General features: G+C 53.3%; 19 protein-coding genes and 1 tRNA gene. 12 read left to right on the top strand and 8 right to left on the bottom strand.

Annotated elements, in window-relative coordinates:
- Nucleotides 1-71: 71 nt before the first annotated feature.
- The gene (locus tag ACXYMU_RS00590) at nucleotides 72-3,896 is read right to left on the bottom strand and encodes a BamA/TamA family outer membrane protein (protein WP_458984401.1); all 3,825 of its coding nucleotides are present in this window, start codon (nucleotides 3,894-3,896) and stop codon (nucleotides 72-74) included.
- A 360-nt stretch (nucleotides 3,897-4,256) separates the two neighbouring features.
- Here ACXYMU_RS00590 and ACXYMU_RS00585 point away from each other — a divergent pair, with 360 nt between their 5' ends.
- Together ACXYMU_RS00585 and ACXYMU_RS00580 are read left to right on the top strand one after the other, a co-directional pair.
- Complete coding sequence (locus tag ACXYMU_RS00585; RefSeq protein ID WP_458984400.1) at nucleotides 4,257-5,453, top strand: Pycsar system effector family protein; 1,197 nt, start codon at nucleotides 4,257-4,259, stop codon at nucleotides 5,451-5,453.
- 78 nt (nucleotides 5,454-5,531) lie between these two features.
- Nucleotides 5,532-5,603 (top strand) — tRNA-Arg (locus ACXYMU_RS00580).
- A gap of 67 nt (nucleotides 5,604-5,670) precedes the next feature.
- Here the strand turns inward: ACXYMU_RS00580 and ACXYMU_RS00575 are convergent.
- The 3 genes from ACXYMU_RS00575 to ACXYMU_RS00565 form a co-directional block, all read right to left on the bottom strand.
- Nucleotides 5,671-6,213, bottom strand: a complete 543-nt coding sequence (locus ACXYMU_RS00575) for a hypothetical protein (RefSeq protein WP_458984399.1) — start codon at nucleotides 6,211-6,213, stop codon at nucleotides 5,671-5,673.
- A 283-nt stretch (nucleotides 6,214-6,496) separates the two neighbouring features.
- Nucleotides 6,497-8,311, bottom strand: a complete 1,815-nt coding sequence (locus ACXYMU_RS00570; RefSeq protein ID WP_458984789.1) for an alpha-L-rhamnosidase-related protein — start codon at nucleotides 8,309-8,311, stop codon at nucleotides 6,497-6,499.
- Between the two features lie 385 nt (nucleotides 8,312-8,696).
- A complete protein-coding gene (locus ACXYMU_RS00565; protein ID WP_458984398.1) occupies nucleotides 8,697-9,257 on the bottom strand; it encodes a hypothetical protein in 561 nt (186 codons plus the stop codon).
- Nucleotides 9,258-9,734: 477 nt separating this feature from the next.
- Here ACXYMU_RS00565 and ACXYMU_RS00560 point away from each other — a divergent pair, with 477 nt between their 5' ends.
- On the top strand, nucleotides 9,735-10,091 hold the full coding sequence (locus ACXYMU_RS00560; RefSeq protein ID WP_458984397.1) for a hypothetical protein: 357 nt from the start codon (nucleotides 9,735-9,737) through the stop codon (nucleotides 10,089-10,091).
- Between the two features lie 71 nt (nucleotides 10,092-10,162).
- Here ACXYMU_RS00560 and ACXYMU_RS00555 read toward each other — a convergent pair whose 3' ends face one another.
- On the bottom strand, nucleotides 10,163-10,549 hold the full coding sequence (locus ACXYMU_RS00555; RefSeq protein WP_458984396.1) for a T9SS type A sorting domain-containing protein: 387 nt from the start codon (nucleotides 10,547-10,549) through the stop codon (nucleotides 10,163-10,165).
- A gap of 165 nt (nucleotides 10,550-10,714) precedes the next feature.
- On the opposite strand from ACXYMU_RS00555, the gene ACXYMU_RS00550 reads away from it, so the two are divergent.
- The 4 genes from ACXYMU_RS00550 (at nucleotide 10,715) to ACXYMU_RS00535 (ending at nucleotide 14,085) form a co-directional block, all read left to right on the top strand.
- Entirely contained in the window at nucleotides 10,715-11,830 is a 1,116-nt protein-coding gene (locus ACXYMU_RS00550) for an NAD(P)/FAD-dependent oxidoreductase (protein WP_458984395.1), read from the top strand.
- Between the two features lie 109 nt (nucleotides 11,831-11,939).
- On the top strand, nucleotides 11,940-13,136 hold the full coding sequence (locus ACXYMU_RS00545; RefSeq protein ID WP_458984788.1) for a type III polyketide synthase: 1,197 nt from the start codon (nucleotides 11,940-11,942) through the stop codon (nucleotides 13,134-13,136).
- Nucleotides 13,111-13,815 carry a methyltransferase domain-containing protein gene (locus tag ACXYMU_RS00540; RefSeq protein ID WP_458984394.1) on the top strand — a complete coding sequence of 235 codons (705 nt, stop codon included), beginning with the start codon at nucleotides 13,111-13,113 and terminating at the stop codon, nucleotides 13,813-13,815. The genes ACXYMU_RS00545 and ACXYMU_RS00540 overlap by 26 nt, the downstream gene beginning before the upstream one ends.
- Before the next feature lie 60 nt (nucleotides 13,816-13,875).
- A complete protein-coding gene (locus tag ACXYMU_RS00535) occupies nucleotides 13,876-14,085 on the top strand; it encodes a hypothetical protein (protein ID WP_458984393.1) in 210 nt (69 codons plus the stop codon).
- A 28-nt stretch (nucleotides 14,086-14,113) separates the two neighbouring features.
- Here the strand turns inward: ACXYMU_RS00535 and ACXYMU_RS00530 are convergent, their stop codons facing one another.
- Nucleotides 14,114-15,016, bottom strand: coding sequence for a histone deacetylase family protein (locus tag ACXYMU_RS00530; RefSeq protein ID WP_458984392.1), 903 nt, complete (start codon nucleotides 15,014-15,016; stop codon nucleotides 14,114-14,116).
- A 602-nt stretch (nucleotides 15,017-15,618) separates the two neighbouring features.
- Between ACXYMU_RS00530 and ACXYMU_RS00525 the strand changes: the two genes are divergently transcribed.
- Both ACXYMU_RS00525 and ACXYMU_RS00520 read left to right on the top strand, forming a co-directional pair.
- On the top strand, nucleotides 15,619-16,350 hold the full coding sequence (locus tag ACXYMU_RS00525) for a YceI family protein (RefSeq protein WP_458984391.1): 732 nt from the start codon (nucleotides 15,619-15,621) through the stop codon (nucleotides 16,348-16,350).
- Between the two features lie 119 nt (nucleotides 16,351-16,469).
- Entirely contained in the window at nucleotides 16,470-17,018 is a 549-nt protein-coding gene (locus ACXYMU_RS00520; RefSeq protein WP_458984390.1) for a DUF6992 family protein, read from the top strand.
- A 98-nt stretch (nucleotides 17,019-17,116) separates the two neighbouring features.
- On the opposite strand, the gene ACXYMU_RS00515 is transcribed toward ACXYMU_RS00520, so the two are convergent.
- Nucleotides 17,117-17,674, bottom strand: coding sequence for a type 1 glutamine amidotransferase domain-containing protein (locus tag ACXYMU_RS00515; protein WP_458984389.1), 558 nt, complete (start codon nucleotides 17,672-17,674; stop codon nucleotides 17,117-17,119).
- A 146-nt stretch (nucleotides 17,675-17,820) separates the two neighbouring features.
- On the bottom strand, nucleotides 17,821-18,198 hold the full coding sequence (locus ACXYMU_RS00510; protein ID WP_458984388.1) for a hypothetical protein: 378 nt from the start codon (nucleotides 18,196-18,198) through the stop codon (nucleotides 17,821-17,823).
- 292 nt (nucleotides 18,199-18,490) lie between these two features.
- On the opposite strand from ACXYMU_RS00510, the gene ACXYMU_RS00505 reads away from it, so the two are divergent.
- The 3 genes from ACXYMU_RS00505 to ACXYMU_RS00495 all read left to right on the top strand — a co-directional run bounded on the left by ACXYMU_RS00505 (nucleotide 18,491) and on the right by ACXYMU_RS00495 (nucleotide 20,088).
- Complete coding sequence (locus ACXYMU_RS00505; RefSeq protein ID WP_458984387.1) at nucleotides 18,491-19,120, top strand: C40 family peptidase; 630 nt, start codon at nucleotides 18,491-18,493, stop codon at nucleotides 19,118-19,120.
- A 185-nt stretch (nucleotides 19,121-19,305) separates the two neighbouring features.
- Nucleotides 19,306-19,842 carry a YkvA family protein gene (locus ACXYMU_RS00500; protein ID WP_458984386.1) on the top strand — a complete coding sequence of 179 codons (537 nt, stop codon included), beginning with the start codon at nucleotides 19,306-19,308 and terminating at the stop codon, nucleotides 19,840-19,842.
- 21 nt (nucleotides 19,843-19,863) lie between these two features.
- Nucleotides 19,864-20,088: a hypothetical protein gene (locus ACXYMU_RS00495; RefSeq protein ID WP_458984385.1), complete on the top strand. Its 225-nt coding sequence runs from the start codon at nucleotides 19,864-19,866 to the stop codon at nucleotides 20,086-20,088.
- Nucleotides 20,089-20,281: the final 193 nt, after the last annotated feature.

Here is a 20,281-nt window from a genome sequence, read left to right as displayed (position 1 = left end):
GTCGTGTTTATGCTTCAGGTATAAGCCTCTCTGGAGGCTATCCTTATTTATACTAGTGTGGCGGCAATGTGTTAAAAAAAGAAGCCGAAATTCAGCATAAACAGCTTATCATCCTCCCCGATGGCATAGGAAAGCGAGAAGACGGTCCGGTTCATCATATCTACCCATACCCCGGTGCCATACCCCGTGTGCAGGCTTCTGAAGAATGACTGCTCGGGTTCACCATCATAGTACACCCGCCCGGCGTCCAGCAAACCCAGTACGCCAATTTTGCCCGGTGAGAGGTACAGGTTAAAGTCGAAGAGCTGAATGCGGGCCTCGCCGTTGGCATAAAGGCTGCTGCGTCCGGCAAAGCGTGTGCGCCGGTAACCCCGCAGGTTGGAGGTGCCCCCCAAGGTGTTAGCCTGGTAAAACCGGAAATCGCCGATGTTATGCGCCGCCCCGATTCTGCCGGCCCATGTGAGCTGTAGCGGAAAATTCGGGCTGATGTAAAAGCGAAACTCTGAACTCAGGTTCGTATAGCTCAGCCCCTCCCCGTTTAGTTGCTGGTTGTAACTGATGCGGTTGTGGAAACGCATGCCAATGCGGGGATTAGCCTCGGTGCTGGTGCCTGCCCCAATCACATCGAGGTTTGCATAGGCCGAAACCCCGGCATAGTCCTGCACCTCAAACTCGCCAGTGGCCGGGCTGAAGGTGCCGGGCTCCAGTCTGCCGGCACGCGCCTCGTTTAGCAAAAAGCTCTCCCGCTCCGGCTTCTCCACCTGGAAACGCTCGTATGTAGGCCCTACCCCGACTTTCAGGAAGTTAGTCAGGTCCTTGTAAAGCGAGGCGTCGGCAGACTGGCGCTGGTAGCGCACCCGGTAAAAGCTGTCATCCAAATCGCCGGACTGGTTGGTGTTGTTGCCAAAGCCGTAGAAATTGCGCTGGTACTGCGGTCCTTGCACCGCAGCATTCATAGCCAGGTTCCAGTCGTTGAGCACCTGCCGCACATCGCCGGTATAGCGCACGTTAAACGACTTGGTCAGGAAAGCGAAGTTTGCCTCCAGCAGGTGCTCCGAGGCATAAGGCGCTTTCCGGAACTTCTGGGTGCGCAGCAGAACGCCCGCCCCCAAAAACAGGCCGTCGTCTACATTGTACTCTGCCGATAGCCTTGGCCCAACGTAGGGTAGCTTGAAGTTGTCGCGATCGTAGCGCGTAACGCGTTCGTCTGAGCTGGTCTTGTCTTTGCTCTCGCTGCCAAAGGCAATGTCGTTGTCCGTTACAGTATCATAAATCACCGTATAATTTTTCGGGCCACTGACACGGGAGCTGTCCACGATCTTGTCTTTGTCGCCCCCACCGAGAATGCGCACGAGGATGCTTTTGTCTACATCGCCGTTCACCACAAACTCATCCTCTCCGTCGCGGCCGTAAATCCGGATCTCCTTGGTCTCGTTTCTGTAGAACGTGCGGTTGTACAGCTCCTGCATCACCTCACCCTCTTTGGTTATTTTGTAGCCGATCACCTGCACCCGGTCGTCGTCGAGGCGATTGATCACAAAGCGCTCGTGCTTGTCGCTGCCCGATATGTCCACGTACTTCGCCAGGAAACCGTAATACTGCTCCGCCACCTCCGGCAACTTGTCTCTCCTGGACTTCAGTTTCGCAACGATTTCGGGACCTGAGAGTTCCTGTACGTTTTCAGGCCATTGCCGCACGGCTTCTTCAATCACGTCATCGGTCACACTGGCTTTAATGCTCTGGGCTAACCGGAGCCAGTCCTCGCGTGTGGCGCGCGAAGTAAAGGTCCTGTCAAGGGTAATGGCACTGAGGTTCAGGCCAATCACATCCGGGAAGTCGTACCCAAAGTTCTGCACATTCCGGACGCCCCATTTGCGGGTAGCCAGCCAAGGCAGTATACCATCCACCTTAAAGAAAGCCATGTCGCGGTCTTCGGGCACGGGGGTATACAGCTTCCCTTTTTCGTTTTTCTTTTTCTCCTCTACCCAGCGCCACTGGCCCTCATGGCGGTCCCAGTCGCCGATGAGCATGTCGAGCAGGCGGGCACGCACAAACTCCTGCTGGTCTACTTCGTTGTCGTTGTCGTCTTCCAGTTCCTGCAGCAGCTTTTCTGTACCCACCAGGTTCTCGGCATAGCCAAGGCTGGCAGTTTCCTCGTGGTTCTCATCGGCATCCTCTTCCAGAAAGGCCAAGGTATTGCCAAACTCATCGATGTACTGGCGCAGGTAAGGCGTGTTGGGGATGTATACCAGCTTTGGATTGGTATGGAATACGCCGGCGGCATCGGCAAGCGGCGGCACGGCCAAGGCGCTATAGGGGTGCTGTGCCGATATCTGGTCCTGCAGCAGCGTGCGGGCAGCGGTTTCCTGCAAATATTCCGGCAGGGCCTTGGTAGGGTCCTTGTCGATGGTGCGCAGCGTATACTCTTTGGCGTCGGGGTTGCGCACTTTCAGTGAGGCGGTCTGTTTTCCGCCTCCTTTCTGGTATGGGGTAAGGCCCTGAAAAGTGTTTTTCATATCCAGTAACGGCACCTCCACCGGGGCAGCCCAGACCTCGCGGTAATGGTTGCCGAGCAGTTTACGGCGTAAGCCGGAAGTCTGGTAATCGGTATTGGCCGAAAGCGTGATGGTGCTGTCAGCGTAGTTGAATTTGTCTTCCACCAGGGGCACCTCTTTACGCGGCTTCTTGGCATACATCGGTGCGCGGTAGGTTATTCTGCCCGTAGACCCATCGCCAATAGGCTCCCAGTACTCCACCCAGGCTTCTCCGTTATCATAGTACATCACTTTGGCAAAACCCTTCACCTTCTGCACATAGGTCACATTGCCGCCAGGATTTATGTACTGCACCTTGCAGCCCGACCCGCTGACGATATGGGAGAGGTTATTGTGCTTAAAGTACTCCAGGGCATGCTCATGGCCTGCGGCGTACACAATGTTGTCGTATTTATCGAAGATGTTAAGCAGGCCTTCTATATAGGCCTGGTAGCGGGGATGCGGGATGTCCTGCAGGATACCGCCATACTTGCGGGCAAACGGGTAAATAGAGCCGATGACCGGCAAAGGCAGGTACATCCAATCGCGCAGCATGGTGAGCGGGAAGAAGTGGTCCTTCAAAGAGAAAAAGCCGCCATGCGCTCCCCGGCTCATAAGCGGGTGGTGCCCCACTACCAGGATATCGCTGCCGCTGTTTTTCTCAATCAGGTCCTCGAGTTGCACCAGAAAATCCACCTCGGTGGCAGCGCCACAGTGCGTGTTATCGCCGTAAGGCCGATCGAAAGGGTGCAGCCACCATTCCGAGTCGATGGCGATCAGCACAATGTCATCGCTGATCTTTACCTCGTATGGGCCAGGGCAGCCATCGCCGGGCACGAAAAAGTCGCCGCCCACCACAATATTCTCCTCTGTCAGGTACTCATTCACATAGCGCTGCTCGCGCAGGATGGCCTCGATGCCGCCGCGGCCGCTGTGGTTCCAGTCGTGGTTGCCCGGGATCATGTACTTCTCGCCAGGGTAGCCTTTCATGATGTCGAGCTGGGCGTTTAGGCGGGCCTCAGATACCTCCCGGTCATAGGCACCTGGCTTAGGCAATCCGTTGTGGTATACATTGTCGCCCAGGAAGATCGTGGCGCTGTTCATGCCAGCTTCATCCATTTGGCTGCGCATTAGCTTCATCGAAGGCTCTCCATCCAGGTCCGGGGCGCCCACGTCTCCGATCAGGAACACGGAATAGATGGCCTTCTCGCTGGGTGGCGGCACGTCTTGTTGCCAGTCTTGCGCCTCGCGGCTGTAAAAAGGCTGCTGCGAGACGCAGGCAGTCAGGGTAATGCACAATAAAAGCGCCTGCCATAAGGGGTGAAGGCATAGCTTGTGCCAAATGAGTACAGGTAGAGTCATAGGTTATTTCACATCTATTTCGTGCTGCTGCCCAGATGTTTTCAAGCCATTTCACAAGCTTTAGCGAACCGACTTCTACCTTCCCGCACACAGAAAAAGCACACAGGCTTAGGCAGCGAGGCGCGTTTTGGTTTACTTGGCAAAAAAGGCTACTGGCACAGCAGAACTGAAATTGATAAACGAGTGGCAGAAGTTTTTAGTTATAGGCCGCCCCCTTGCTTATAATCGGTTGTAACTGCTTCTGCGCTTTCAACAAAATGTGTGATTTTACCGTAACCGAAGCAACTGCAAGCATGCTGCATCCACCTGTTATAGATAGTTAGATATACCCTTATGCCCCTCACAGACGCAAAACCTCTTATGGAAAAGCCAAAGCTCATAAAACAAGCAGGTGAGTTTGTTTTTAAATTGTTCAAGGAGAAGCTTTCGAAGAAGCTGGTTTACCACAACTACCGCCATACCCTAGAGGTGGTGACGGTGGCAGAAGAACTTGGGCAGCACAGCGGCCTAACGGATGAGGAACTGCAAGACCTGACGCTGGCGGCTTGGTTTCATGACACGGGGTATGTGGATGCGTACGAAGGGCATGAAGAGGAGAGCATCCGGATTGCCACCGAATGGCTCTCCAAGCACGAATACCCAGCGGATAGAATCAAGCGGATCGAGGGCTGCATCATAGCCACCAAACACACCGTTACACCCCAAAACCCGTTGCAGGAACTGCTGGTAGACGCCGATTTGGCGAACATCGGCAAAACCACTTTCTCGGCCACCGCCGAACTGCTGCGCGTGGAATGGGAGATTTTCCAGGACAGGTTTTTCACGGACCGGGAGTGGGCCCAGTTTCAAATGGATTTCCTGCTTTCCACCACCTTTCACTCGCACCACGCACAGCGCATTTTCGCCGCCCAGCTGGGGCTGAACATACAGGAGCAGCGGGAGCGCCTGAGCAAAGAGGAAAAGAAAAAGAAGAAGACGGACAAGAAACACCGCGAAACACTGGCCCAGCCCAAGCGCGGCATCGAGACCATGTTCCGGAACACGTACCGCACGCACCTGAACCTGAGCGCCATCGCCGACAACAAAGCCAACATGATGATCAGCCTCAACGCCATCATCCTGTCGGTGGTCATCACATACCTCAGCGCCAAGTCCTCCATCATCGGCACCGACTTCACCCAGCACCGCACGCTCATCATCCCGATTGGCATCCTGCTGCTCACAACGCTCGGGTCGGTTATCTTCGCCATCATCTCGGCGCAACCCGAGGTGACAAGCTTTGCCATGAACCGGAAAAAGAAGAAGATCGTGTCGCGCAACGTAAACCTGCTTTTCTTCGGTAACTTCACCAAGCTGCCCCTGGAGGACTTTCAGCAGGGCATGCACGAGATCATGCGCGACAAGAAGTCGCTGTACAACAACATGATCACAGACATCTATTACCTGGGCGACGTGCTGAGCCGCAAGTACAAAATCCTGCGCATTTCCTATACTATCTTTATGGTGGGTCTCGTGCTGACAGTGCTTGGTTTTGCGGTGGCCGTGGCTTCGTACTAGCCCGCCCGCGGGCCCTCAGCCCTGCTTGTATTATGCCGGTAATTACTGTACATTTGTCGCAGCAAAAAGCACTGAGCTGGCCCTGTAGTTCAACGGATAGAATAGGAGTTTCCTAAACTCTAGATCCGCGTTCGATTCGCGGCAGGGCCACAAAAAAGCCACTCTGCATTATGGCAGGGTGGCTTTTCTTTTTTCACCAAGAGGTTTTCAGCAGTTGCTACAGGCCCACCGTGATATTGGAGTACACCTTGAACTTGAGACGGGCGATAAGGGGGTTGGAGGAGGTGCTACCCTCCAGCTTGAACGAGATGATGTTGCCCTGCATGATCAGCTCTTTCAGCTCGTTTTTAACCGACTCGTTGGAAATACTGACAGGCACCTCTTCGCCGCTGGCGGAAAGTGCCTGCAGGTTGGCGTTGCTAACGGAGCCAATCGTCTTGTAGCTGCCATTTCCTTTTTGGGCAAACTGCAGGTTGCCTGTAAGCGTGGTACCGCCCACCCCGCTGTAGCTCTCCACTACAAAGGTCACCTTCTCGATAGCAGAGTTCTTAATCTTGTCCTTGTGCTTCTCGATGTCACCGTCGCGTGTGTCTTTGTCCACTACCATGGCAAAGTCGGTCCCTGTGTTTTCGGCCTGGTCTAGCAGGAACGTAAAGCTCTGTGGTACATCAATCTTGCGGTCCAGTTCAGAGCAGGCAGCCGCAGCAATAGCCACAGCCAAGACGGCGGCACTCAGCACGAGTTGTAAGTGTTTAAACATAGTTTAAAGGTTTGGTTGAACATTGTGTTTGAACATTACAGATAATCAATATTCCACCGAATACTTTTAATCCATTATTTTGTTACATTTATAACATTTAAATTGAAATAATTTAAATCTAGGTTGATTTTTTCGCTGAGGCTGAACATAAACGGTGCGGCAACGCCGCAGCATGAGCATGGAAACGAACGGTAAGGGTAGGGCAAAAAAAGGCCTCCGAGCCTATTGTTTCGGAGGCCTTTGCCGAAGAAACGGCAAGCTGAGTGGTTAGCGCTACAGGGGCTTATTTTATCTTGATCACCCGCATATAATCTACCATGGCCTGGTTTACCTCCAGGTTCATGTTCTGGTTCGTTGGCTCTGTAAACGTGAGCGACAGGGTATGGCTACCCTTTTGCAGCGGTACCTCCACCGTGTTGGTGAAGCCCCAGTTGTTCCACTCGCCGGTGCCACGCTGCGGTAGCACAATGGTTCCTACAAAATCATTGCCTTTTTTGAGCGTTCGGATGGCGGCTTTGTTCTCGGTATTGATCGGGCCATTGCCATTGGCATAGCGGAAGTCGATGGCGTATATTCCATCCTGCGGCACGGTTACCTTCATCTCTACAGTAGTATTCTGCTTTTTGCTGATTTCCACGAAGCCCGCTCCGGAGAAATCGCGGTAAGGCAGCTTGGCTTTCGGGGCAAACTTCTCTACCTCATATACCAGCTTAAACTTGTCGGGCACCACCACTACCGGTTCACTGCCGAAGGAAGTGACACCGGTTTCATCCTCGGCCAGCACCATGTACTCGCCATACCCCTCGGCCTGTACTGGCAGGCTGGTACTTGTTGTTTCCTGCCACGGCTGCCCGTTTTTCATTACCTGATAACGCACAGCGCCTGCCACGGCTGGCCAGGACAGAGAACCGTTTTTATAGCTTGCCTGCGGGGTTTCCGGGGAGGTATAAGCCACGGCATGGTTCACCTCGCCGCCCACCGCGTTGTTAGCCAGCTCAATTTGAATGGTATGGCTGCCTGTCAGGTCACCAGGTATCTCCGCATTTGCCAGGGGCTTGCCATCCATGGCAATAGACTTCACCTGGTTGCCGTACCCACGCATCTCGATGTTCAGCACAGCGTTGCGGTACGGATAATTGGTGAGTTTGCGGCTTCCGGCAAAGGCCTGCGGCACGAATGGCTTCAGCACCAGTTTGTCTGCCTGGAAATCCATCCCGAACAGCACTTTATACACCATGCTGAGGTTGCCCGCCAAACTCCAGAGCATGTTGCTCGAGTTAATTTGGGTGCCGGCATAGTCGCCGTTAGCGGCCACAAAGTTCTCCTTGTTGGTCAGGAACAAGGCAGCAGGACGGTAAATAGCACTGATGCTCTCGGTCAGGGCCTGTTCGTTGCCCGCCCTGGCTGCCGCTAAGCTCCAGTACGACTGCACAAAAGGCCAGATGCCGTTGTTGTGGTACGGCGGGATGCCCGGAATCTGCGGGTAAATGCTCGGGATACCAAAATCCGTGACGGGGGTATGGGCCACGATGGTTTTGCTGCGCGCAGCATCCGCTACCCCGAAGATTACCGACAGGGCCTCGCCCAAGGCTTCGGCACGCGGCGAAAGGATTTTGTAATTGCGGCCATACAAGTACTGCCCGTAATAGCCTTTCTCTTCTTGCCACAAGTGCCTGTTCATACCTGCCTGTATGGTTGCCGCCTTGCTCTTGAACATTGCAGCCTCTTCCGGTTTGTTTAGCAGGCGGGCCATCTCCGCTGCTACCGTATTAGCCTGGTAATGGGCCGCGTTGGTGCCCAGGTTCTCTGACTCATAGATATCGGCAGGCTGCATCCAGCGGGGATAGGTTTGCTCGCGCCAGTCCAGGAACGACGACTCGCCCATCACCAGCCCTGTTTCCGGGTTATAAGCGTTTTTGTAGTCGTCTTCTAAGGAGTTTTTGATGATCTGGTAAGTATCCTGCAGCCACTGTTTGTCGCCGGTTGCCTTGTATACCTCCCAAGCCGCCACCGCCCAAATTATGCGGTCTGTGGAGACAGGGTATGCGCCGCCCGTTCCGGTATCCTGCACAATGCGGCCGTTCTGCACTTTCCGCATCAGGCTATACTTAGAAACGCGAGGCTGCAGCTGCGCCATACTCAGGATGATGCTGTAGCTGATATCGCGGGTCCAGACGCCGGCCCACTCCTTGCCTGTCCGGAAGGTGCTGTCGGGCTCCACCGCATTGATCATCTCCTCCAAGGCCAGGTTATAGATCGCGTCGCCCAGCGGGTAGCCCGAGGTATACTGTGGGAAAGCGGCCGTGTTCCGTGACATCTGCCAGCGCTGTGCCGTCTGCTTCTCCTCTTTGTTGGCGTTCATCAAAAGCGTGATCTCATAGATGCCGTCTCCGTCCGGGTCCTGCAGCTTAGCACCTTCATTCCGGCCAAGGTTATCGAAGTCCCAGCTCAGCGGGTCGGCCCCTCCGGCAATATATACCCCTTTAAAGTCTTCTTTGTAGATCTTGTCGCCAGTGGCGGTGGTATAAAAGCCCTGCTTCCGGAAGTCCTGTAGCACCGGCTGCATGTCCAGGCGCACTTTCATCTCCGTGTTCGGTGCGAGGTAGGTATCGTTGGGCACCAGCGTAGTGTCGTTGAGCTGTCGTAGTGTCGTTGAGCTGTTGCCCGAACGTAATCACGGGCGTGGCGCAGCTTCCATCACCGCCCACACAGTTAAAGTGATGGTCTTTTCCGGACACCATCTCGTTATCGCGCCCGTTGATGGCGAACTTAAACGTGATGCGCGGGGAAACAAAGGCATTGGCCGGGCTCTGGTAGTTCGACGTCAGTTCGGTAGCCGACAGAGCACGGGCCACGAAATCGCCCTGCACCACGCTGTCGCGGTAAATGCTGTAGGCATCCGATTGCCATACCGGCTTGCTGCCTGCGGTGCTGGTAGTGGTTTCGGTGGTGGTGATGGCGCTGTCGGTGGGCTTCTGCGTTTGGCAGGCACCCAGGGCCAGCAGCGCCACCATTAGGCTAGAGTAGATTGAGTTGGTATGCATAAATGGCAATGTATAGCTTTAATTTAACGCTGTGTAAGGTAATGCTGCCTCACTGTTACAGTAAAAGACGCATGACCATAGAAACCGTAAAAATAACGCTTTCGCCGGACCAGGGTTACCGATGGCTCCCTGATGACCCAAATGACGTAAACACAGGAAAGGCTAAAGCGGAACAGAGTATCGAAAGAGTATAGGGGGGCAAAACAGGACTGCGCACCAACAACAAGGCATGTAGGCTGAGTTAGCCGGGAGGATTACCCCAATTTACGCTTCCCGCTTTAAAGCAGCTGGTGTTATAAGCCCCACCCAGCTCTTGGCAATGCCGGTCCTCGTAAGTATGCAACCCTAGGGTTGGATGGCCTTTATCAAGACCAGCTGAAGCGTGCACCCTTCTTTTAAATCACGGTAAAACTACCCGAAGAGCAACTTAATAGCCGCGGAAGCATATAAAAAGAAAGTCACTGATACCCTGCCCTGATGAAAATTTTAATACTACTGCTGGTTTCTTCTGCCTCCCTTTGCCTCCTCGCCTGCCACGATCGCAGCACAGCGGTGCACCATGATGAAGAAGCGGAAACCAAAATTCCCAGCGCTGCCAGCAAACTGCTTCCCATGCCGAAGGATGTGCTTTATACCTCCCGCTCACTTATCTCGGGTAGCCTTTATGCCCGCCCAAGCTTCGACGGCACGGTGCTGGCTCGCTTCGACACCTCGCAGCAACTCTATGTGGTGGACACAACGGATAATATTTTTGTGAAGGCCCACCTGCTACAGGACACCTCGCTGCAGACCGGCTATATCCCCAAAGCCATCTTACCTGAGCGGCTACCCTGATTTGCGGACCGGACCAGGCACAAAAAAAGCAGCCACTTTACAGCAGCTGCTCCTTTTTTAGTTTGCCTAAATTATTTTACAACAACACGGCGCACAATGCTGTGGCCATCTGCTTCCAGTTTCACATAGTATAAACCCTTTGCATAGCGGTTTAAATCCACTGTTTTAGACAGTTGGCCATCCGTGCGTGTCAACGTTTCGTGCAGAATTTCGTTTCCGATAACATTCATGATACGAAGCACCACTTTACGGGACTCCAGGTTGGATATAGAAATGGTGAAAACGCCGTTGCTCGGGTTAGGGTAGATGGCTACATTGCCTTCTGAAGAATCAAGGTTCAGGGGGTTTTCCTTCTCGGCCTGCTGCGTGGCAGCTGGCACTTGCACAGGCGTACGTACCTGGGCATGCGCTAGGTGTAGCGACAGACTGATAAAGAGAAGCAGTATAAGGTGTTTCATATAAATTTTTACAGTAAAGTCTTTCTCAATAAGAACAAAAGTTATTCCACTTATTTAAAACGGCAGGCATTCTTTTTTGTTCTTGCATTTTACACCAAAAAATTGCGTCATTCACCAATTTAACGCAATAGGTATAGGACGAATTTAATAGGCACGCATACTACTTTGGCAACAGACGTCGTTATAATCGGAGGTGGTTTGGCTGGGCTCACCAGCGCACTGGGCATGGCAAAAGCCGGGCTGCAGGTAACGCTTGTCGAGAAAAAAAACTACCCTTTCCACCGGGTATGCGGCGAATACATTTCTAACGAAGTGCTGCCCTACCTGCGTCACCTGGGGGTGCAGCTGCGAGAACTCCGCCCGGCACGCATCAGCCGCTTCCTGCTTTCCTCGCCTAAAGGCACTTTGCTGGAAGCCAGGCTGGACCTCGGCGGTTTTGGACTTAGCCGCTATACCCTCGACCATCACCTTTATCAACTGGCGCAGCAACAGGGCGTGCAATTTATCCTGCAGCAAACGGTGCAGAATGTCGCCTTTGCAAACGACGCCTTTTCAGTACACCTCTCAGGGGGCGGCGCACTGCAGGCGAAAGTAGTGCTGGGCGCCTATGGCAAACGCACCAACCTGGACCGGCAGCTGAACCGGCGTTTTTTCCAGGCCCGCTCACCCTACATTGGCGTAAAGTACCACCTTGCATATGACTCCCCGCGCCACCAGATCGCCCTGCACAATTTCCGGGATGGGTATGCGGGCATATCGGCGATAGAGGACGGCCGCTATTGCTTCTGCTACCTGACCACCCGCCAAAACCTGAAGACCCACGGCAGCATCGGGCAAATGGAGCAGGCCGTGCTTAGCCAGAACCCGCACCTGCGCCGCATTTTCGAGCAAGCCACCTTTTTGTACGAGCAGCCAGAGGTGATCAATGAAATATCCTTTGCTAACAAACCCTGCATCGAGCACCACATGCTGATGTGCGGCGACGCAGCCGGTATGATTACGCCGCTGTGTGGCAACGGCATGGCCATCGCCATACACTCCGGCAAGATAGCCACCGAAGAGGTGCTGCGGTATTTCAGGAACGGCCACAACCGTCAGGAGCTGGAAAATGGGTACCGGCGCCGCTGGAAGAGCACTTTTGCCAACCGGCTAACCGTAGGCCGTACCGTGCAGGGTCTTTTCGGGAGCCCGCTCGTTTCTGAGCTCGCCGTGAGCACCCTCAAACACCTGCCGGCGGCTACCAAACTCATCATGCGCCGCACGCATGGGCAGCCGTTCTAGCGCGCTCCCATTTCGCGCTGCCACATCTTAAACAGAAGCGCATCCGTAAGCTAGTAGCGTTCATGGCTAAACGCCATTGCTCCTGTTCATCAGCCTGTTTGCTGGCGGGGTGGCCGCTCTTAACGGCGCGCCGGGCAACGCAAAACGACAAAAGACGACCAAGCATCAACCATACAACATGAAGAGCTACCTCTGCGCCATCGGCACAGCAAACCCAGCGCATAAGATTCCGCAAATGCAGATCGCGGATTTTATGGCAACAGCGCTGCAGTTCGATGAGCACGACACCCGTAAACTCAAGGCCCTTTACCGGGTATCCGGCATCAAGCAGCGCTACAGTGTGCTGCAGGACTATGCCCGGCAAAACGGCGACTTCACCTTTTTCCCCAACACCCCTACCCTCGAGCCTTTCCCGACAGTGCAGCGCCGGATGGATGCTTTCCGGAAGTATGCCGTGGACCTGTCGGAGCAGGCGATTCGCGACTGCCTGACCAAGGCACCCGCCATTGCCCTGCAAGACCTCACGCACCTGATTACGGTTAGCTGCACGGGCATGTATGCACCCGGTCTGGATATTGAGTTGGTAGAGCGCATGGAACTCTCGCCTTCGGTGCAGCGCACCGCCGTTAACTTTATGGGCTGCTACGCGGCTTTCAACGCCATTAAGCTGGCAGACGCCATTTGCAAGTCTGACCCGGCGGCAAAAGTAATGCTGGTGTGCACGGAGATCTGTACCATCCATTTTCAGAAACACGCCCAGCAAGACCACCTGGTATCAAACGCGCTGTTTGGCGATGGGGCCGCTGCGGTACTGATGCAGGGCCAGCCCCATGCCAGCGTGAGCCTGGAGCTCCAGTCCTTCCATTGCGACCTGGCGCCTGCGGGGCGGCGTGATATGGCCTGGCACATTGGCGACACGGGTTTTGAGATGACGCTCTCCTCTTATGTGCCTGATCTTATCAAGAAAGGCATCAAGGAACTTACTGACAGGTTGCTGCAGGGGCTTAAAACAACGGTGTCGGAGATCAAGTTTTTTGCCATACACCCCGGCGGCAGGCGCATCCTGGAGGTGATTGAGCAGGAATTGGGCATGTCGCGCAACGACAACCGCTTCGCCTACCAGGTGCTCAACGACTTCGGAAACATGTCGTCGGCTACGGTACTGTTCGTGCTGAAGGCCTTGATGGATACCCTGACCACTGACGAGCAAAACGAGCCTGTCCTGAGTTTCGCCTTTGGCCCGGGCCTTACCCTCGAATCGATGTTACTGAAAGTGCACTATGCAGAAGCTAAAGCAGCGGTCTGACGAGACGGAGTTGATGGACGACCTCACCTTATCGGGGGAGGAACTGAGGCAGAACCTGAAAGAACTGGAACTGATCAACAACTGGCTGGGCGGCCACCAGGTGGTGCTGAACGCCCTGGAAAGCTTGGTCATCGGGCAGCCACAGCCACTGCGCATTGCTGACATTGGTTGCGGTGGTGGCGACACCCTCAAGCAAATTGCCCGCTGGGCGCGGAAAAACAGGCTTCAGGTGGCGCTTACCGGCGTAGATGCCAACGACTTCATGGTGCAGTATGCCCGGCAGCAATGCCAGGCATACCCCGAAATCAGCATTGCCCGGCACGATGTCTTCTCCAATGCTTTTGCCCGACAGCCCTACGATATCATCGTGTGCAGTCTTTTTTGCCATCACTTCAGCAATGCGCAACTCGTACAGATGTTCCGCCAGCTGCATGCGCAGGCGCAAATAGCCGTTATCATCAATGACCTGCACCGCCACTGGTTAGCGTACTATGCCATTAAGGCCATCACGACAGTTTTCAAGGGATCATACCTCGTGCGCAACGACGCGCCTCTCTCCGTCTGGCGAGCCTTTAAGCGGCCCGAGCTCCGGCGGCTTGTTGAGCAGGCTGGCGTCCGGCAGTATAAGCTGCGCTGGATGTGGGCCTTCCGGTGGCAACTGCTTTTGCAAAAGCCCTGATTTATACTTACCTTAAACTAAAGCCAGCCATACTTTTGCCGCTACTTATACCCTGACCTTATGAATAATAGAAAGCTTCACTTCTGGTTGATCTTCATTGCCTCCATCATTATTTCGGCACTCATCATCTCGGTGCTGGTGAAAGCCATGAAGCTGATCCTGATGGGCATCCTGGTGCTGGCGCTCACACCGGTGGTATACCTGATCCTGAAAAAGCTGCTGCTGCCGCAGAAAAAGGACGACTCGGATAAGCTGAAGACCCGCCACTAACATCCCTGCCATACTAAGTTAGCGCTTGTTAGAAGTACAGCTGTTGCGCCAACCGGAAGGTGTTGGCGTGCGCCTCCACGATGTGCGCAATTTGTTTGGAGTAACCGCCTCCCATGCTTACTGTTACAGGCAGCTTGTGGCGTTGGCACAGCTCCAGCACTGTACGGTCGCGCTCTTTGCAGCCACCGATGCTCATACCCAGCTTGCCCAGTTTATCCGTAGCCAGCACATCCACCCCCGACTGGAAGAACACGAACTCCGGATGCACCTCATCCAACAGGCGCGGCAAATGCTGGTGCAGCAGCTTCAGGTACGCTGCATCGTCGGTGCCTTCAGCCAACGGCACATCCAGGTCCGACTGCTCTTTATGGAAAGGGTAATTGTGGCCACAGTGCATGCTGAAGGTGAATACCCGCGGCTCGTGCTCAAAAATCTGTGCCGTGCCATTGCCCTGGTGTACATCCAGGTCCACGACCAGGATCTTCCGGAAACCTTTGTGGTTGAGGAGGTAATTTGCTGCAATACCGATGTCGTTGAGGAGGCAGAAGCCTTCGCCGCGGTCTGTAAAGGCATGGTGTGTGCCGCCAGCTACATTCATCCCGATGCCAAACTCCAGGGCAAACAGCGTAGCCTGCAAGGTACCGTTCATGATCACTAGCTCCCGGTGCACCAGTTCTTTTGAGAGCGGAAACCCGGTTTTCCGAATTTCGGAGGGCGTGAGTTGCAGTTGGCTAAGCCTGCTCCAGTAGTTTGCCTCATGCGTTTCGAGTACATACTGCTTGGGCAGCGGGTCCGGTGCAAAAAGATTTTCAGGCGTGATGGTGCCCTCATAAAGCAATTGTTCAGGTAGCAGGTCGTATTTAGCCATCGGGAAACGGTGCCCCTCTGGCAAACTATGTGCGAAAACGTCGGTCCAGGCAATTTTAAGCATATCACAAAGCTAACAAGAAACACACAGCGCATGTTCTAATCATTCTACCTCCATACCCTTGTTTGCTAACGGCTGCATTATAGCCACAATGCAAAAACTAAAGCAATTAGCAGCAGAATCCACAAGCTACTAAAGTGTGGATATTTTCCTCAAATCCACTAGCTATCCCCAATTTTGATGTGGATAAATGTTAACAACTTTGTTGAAAGCCTATAGTTGTCCACTAAATCATGTGGACTTCCTCCCTAAAAAGGCAACATTCCTTAACAATTTCATATTATGGAACGCAAAAATCAGCATTTGGCTAAAGTTATTAACTTCCCCACAGCTACAGACCGAAAGAAGCCCACAGCAGAATAATCCTATAATCGGAAAAGCGGTTTTACGCAGATTTTTTGGCACTAACTCATGCTGTGAAAGCACGCTAGTCCCAGCTTAATTTTGATTTCCCGAACTCAAAACCCTGACTGGCAAGCACCTTGTAAAGCAAGAAGCGCAGGAACCCGACGCGTGCTCACTTGGGGTACCCATATCATTTTTGCCTGTTACAGCGTATTCCTCCAATATATAACAGGCCACTCCACCCTATTTCATGACGCATAATGGTTAAACCACCTCAATTTTTGCGCCACCAGCTATGGCTGGGACTTCTGATTTTCATGCTGGCAGCGTGCGATACCACTATCAAAACCGATGAGGCGGTGATTGCCGATGCCGTGGACAAAAAGACGACAGCATACCCCAGCCAGATCTTTGCGGTGGATACGGCCAGCAGCGAGGTTACCTGGATCGGGTCTAAAATGACGGGGCGCCACAATGGGGTAATTAAGCTGAAAACAGGTGAGCTGTTTATGAGCAACGGGCTGCTGACCGGCGGGCACTTTATCATGGATGTTGCCAACACCTCCTCCCAGGACAAAACCATAGATGCCGAGAGCAACAAGAAACTGACCACGCACCTGCGCTCCGCCGACTTCTTTGATGTGGAGAAGCACCCTACCGCTGCATTTGAGCTGACAGGCATTGCCCGGCTCGACAGCGTGGACGAGCAACCCCAGGCCAGCAAGTCAAAACCGAGAGCTTACAGCGAGCTGCGCATCACGAACCCAACCCATCGCATCACAGGCAACCTTACAATCAAAGGCGTTACCAAAAGCGTCTCCTTCCCGGCCCGCGTCACCCTCGACACATTGCTTCGCGCCAAAGCCAACTTTAACATCGACCGTACCAAATGGGGACTGGTATACCAGTCTGATAAGTCGTTAGGCGATAAAACAATTTACCCTGAAGTTAACATCGGCATTAACCTGGTGGCCAAGCCCAAAGAGGATTGATAGACAAGCCTTTACACCTCGCCCTCCTGGCCAAACGCTGTAAGGCCTGTGCCAGCTACTTGGCTTCTGATATGCTAAGCGCGGTTTTTGGGCGTTGCTATACAAACTAGAATGTGTTTATGAAAAAAATTTGGTGCCTGCTACCGCTTTTGTTCCTTGGCTTTACTGCAGCTGCGCAAAGCACGCCGCTACAGGTCTTTAACCAGCAGCAGGCCGTCACGCTAAAGGCAGGAATGCTGGTGTTGGCGGGCTGGGCGATCCTTAATATCCTACTGGGCGGCTTAAAGCTGACCAAAGCCACCCGCAGCCGCAAATACTATTTTCAGATGAACCTCTACTGGAACATCGTGAACCTGATGATTGCCGGATTTGCGCTTTATAGCATATTTTCTAAAGACCCAGCCACCGTTACGTTGCTGCAGAGCCTGAAGCAGCACCTGACTTACAAGAAGATTCTGTACCTGAATGTGGGCCTGGACTTGGCCTATATCGCTATCGGGGCTTACTTGAAAGAGCGGTCGCGCAACTCGCCAAAAACGGAGCAACTGCTGGGCTGGGGCCAGGCCGTGGTGCTGCAAGGTGTCTTCCTGTTTTTGCTGGACCTGGTGCTGGTGGTGCTGTTAGAGTTTTCGGCCAGCGAGCTGTTCCGGCTTTTCCCGTCTTCATAACATACAGCAGTACTGTTGAGTATATAAAGTCATGTATAAAAATAAAAGAGGCTGCCCCCTATCTGGTGCAGCCTCTTTTATTTTTACCAACATAAGCCTTATCTATCGTGTTTTCCTTCGGCAAATTCTTCGATCATCTTTTTGTTGAAGGCCGGGATGTCATCGGGGTTACGGCTGGTCACCAGCCCCTTGTCTATCACCACTTCCTGATCTACCCAGTCAGCGCCGGCGTTCTTGAGGTCGGTTTGCAGGGTATGGTAGCTGGTCATTTTCCTGCCTTTCACCTTGCCCGTTTCGATCAGCGTCCAGGGGGCGTGGCAAATGGCGGCCACGGGCTTGCCAGATTCCATGAACTCGTTCACAAAGCTTACCGCCTCCTTGTTGGTGCGCAGGTTGTCGGGGTTCATCACGCCGCCTGGCAGCAGCAGCCCGTTGTAATCCGCCGCTTTCACCTCACTCAGTTTCTTGTCTACCGTAAACTTATCACCCCAATCCGTGTGGTTCCAGGCTTTGATCTCGCTGTTCTTGTTCGGGGAGATGACATGCGCCTCTGCTCCTTCGTCTTTCAGGGCTTGCAGCGGCTTGGTCAGCTCCACCTGTTCAAATCCCTCTTCTACTAAAATCGCTATTTTTTTGCCTTCTAATTTATTCGCCATTATCAAGTTTGTTTTTAGTGTTAAACCATTTGTCAGTGGTATAAGTAACGGTCAGGCAGGCGAATTGTTAAGCCAGCCCTGCCCCGGCTTAGTAACCATACCTTATATTTCATAGCCACAGCACGCCGCTAAGAGGCCTGCTGTGGCTATACCTCGCGCTTGCTGTCAGCGGGAAAGGGCAAGTCGGTGGGGGCGATGGTGTTGCTGGCGCGCTTGGCGGGGTGCATGTGCCTGCGGTGCTTCATCCCTTCCAGGCGGGCCTCTACCTCAAATTTGTTATGATAGTATCCTACCCGCATCGACTCCCGGAGGTAAAGCCACAGGAACCGGAAGAAGCCGTGCTCCCGAAACTGCCGGATATGGCACAGCTCATGGGCTACCCAGCCTTCGTCTTGCAGGAAGTGGTCGCGGCTCACACCGCTCAAATGTATGGTCTTGTCCAGCACCATGGCCACATTGCTGCTTTTAAGGACCAGCCGCGCAATTCTTGCAAAGGGCGAGCGTTCTACAACTTTATAATCCATCACGCCATTAAATTTCGTGGTTTCAAAAATGGTTTATCGGTTCGTCAGAAATAACACTTTACCCATACCCCTGCCGCCGAATTTGCCAGAACCACCACAGTAGCAAGCAAATAACCCGGCGATTGGGTTTGGTGTTTTGGATGCCAGTGCCTATTTTTGTTCGCCTGCTAAAGTGCCTGCTTGTATCTGGCGGGCATTACGGGCTTTTTGGCTTCTTTCCGAGAGTCGTTTTTATCGCCAAAAGGTGAATACTGTAAAGGCTGCCCCGGCAGCTTTGCACAAGCTAAACCCTATGACAAAATCAATTATCCTGAGCGTGCTGGCCATTTTCTCGCTGGCGCTCTCTTACTTTTACGAGGTAGCCCCGACATCGCCAGCCGCACCGGCAACCATTGTGGGCAGCACCTTTCCTGTTACTCCCTACGCAATAAACTCACCCGAGGACATGGTACAGGCCCTGCAAGCCGACCTGACGCCCGAGCCTGTGACAGCGGTTGAGGTTGTGCAGCAGGAGTACTTCGTCCGGAACCTGGGGCTGCGGTTCCGCAACCCGGACTACAGGAAGCTGGTTGAGACGGCCTCCACGTGGGTTGGCACCCCTTACCGCTATGGCAGCAACTCTAAAAAGGGCACCGACTGCTCTGGTTTCGTGACCCGCATTTACCGCGATGTGTATGGCGTGGACCTCAGCCGCAGCTCCCGGTCTATGTTTCAGGATGTGCGCCGGGTAAAGCGGGACAAGATGCGCACCGGCGATCTGGTGTTTTTCCGAAGAAGCGCCAAAGGCCCCATCTACCACGTGGGCATCTACCTCAAGAACAACAAGTTTATACACTCCTCTACCACAGGGGGCGTAAAGGTGAGCTCGTTGCAGGAGCCATACTACAGAAAGAACTTTTACGCTGCCGGCAGGGTAAACTAAGCCAGCAGATGCACTTACAGGGAGGCCCTTCAGGTTAACTGCAGGGCCTTTTTGTTGCCTGCCAAGCCGAACAAAATTATTGGCAGCAAGTATAGAAAGGTTACCATTGTTTAAGCAACTTGCAGCCCAAAGCAGTGGCATTGATTCACAAAGGATATCTGACCCTTATAAAAGCATACACACCAATGGAGAACCAAAGACCAGAGGGCAAAAACATTGCACAAAGCCCTTTTTTCAAAAATATACTTAAAAAAGCTGAGGTATACCTGAAGCATCCTTCCCAGGTGGCTGAGCTCATAACCGACACCCTGAAGAAAGCATCCTCCAAGAAAGGAGTAGGTGCGCTGGCCGGCGAGGTATGGGAAAACCTGCAGTTGCTAACGCGCATGATAAAGGCCGCTACCTCCGGCGAGTACAAGGGTATCCCTTCGTCGACCGTGGTAGGGGGCGTAGCTGTGCTGATCTACTTCATCACCCCTATCGACCTCATTCCGGATGTGATTCCGGTAATCGGCCTCCTGGACGACGCAACGCTGCTGGCCTGGTTTATGACCAGCATCAAATCGGAGCTGGACAGGTTTAAAGAATGGGATGCCACTCGCCCGATCAAGGTGAAGCCCGTTGTAACAGAACCGCACAATGTCGACACTTCATTTGGTACGCCCAAGTACAGCGACCGCGCTGAGGGCGACACAGAGATACAGACAACGAAAGACATGTAAGTAACCTTAACCTGGAAACTGATGGAAGCAAAGAAAGACGAATGGAAAAAGCTACAGGGGGCTGTGCCGGCCAAAACCGACGCAAAAGCCAAGGAATCTGCCCCTGTTAGCCCTGTTAAGCACCATTCCACACACGGCGAAGCTGAAAGCACGGATGCGCCTACGTTGCGCACTGCCACGACAGACAGTAGCCGCAGCCCCAAGAACCCCAACGACGAAAGGCCTACGGGCGGCAATATCCGTTAACACCAGTAGTACCACAGAATTGTTATATAGGCAGACCTACATTATAGGTTTGCCTATTTTTTTGCACTAATTCGCTATCTATCCCTGGCTCTGATCGGCAGTTATACCACACTTTCAGGATGCTATATTTATTTACATATAGTACAATACAAATACATTAATTTAAAATAAATCATATAAATCATCGGGCATT

The sequence above is a fragment of the Pontibacter sp. CAU 1760 genome, from assembly GCF_054482735.1.
Note: the sequence above shows the minus strand (reverse complement) of the source record. Positions and strands in the feature narration are given on the sequence as shown.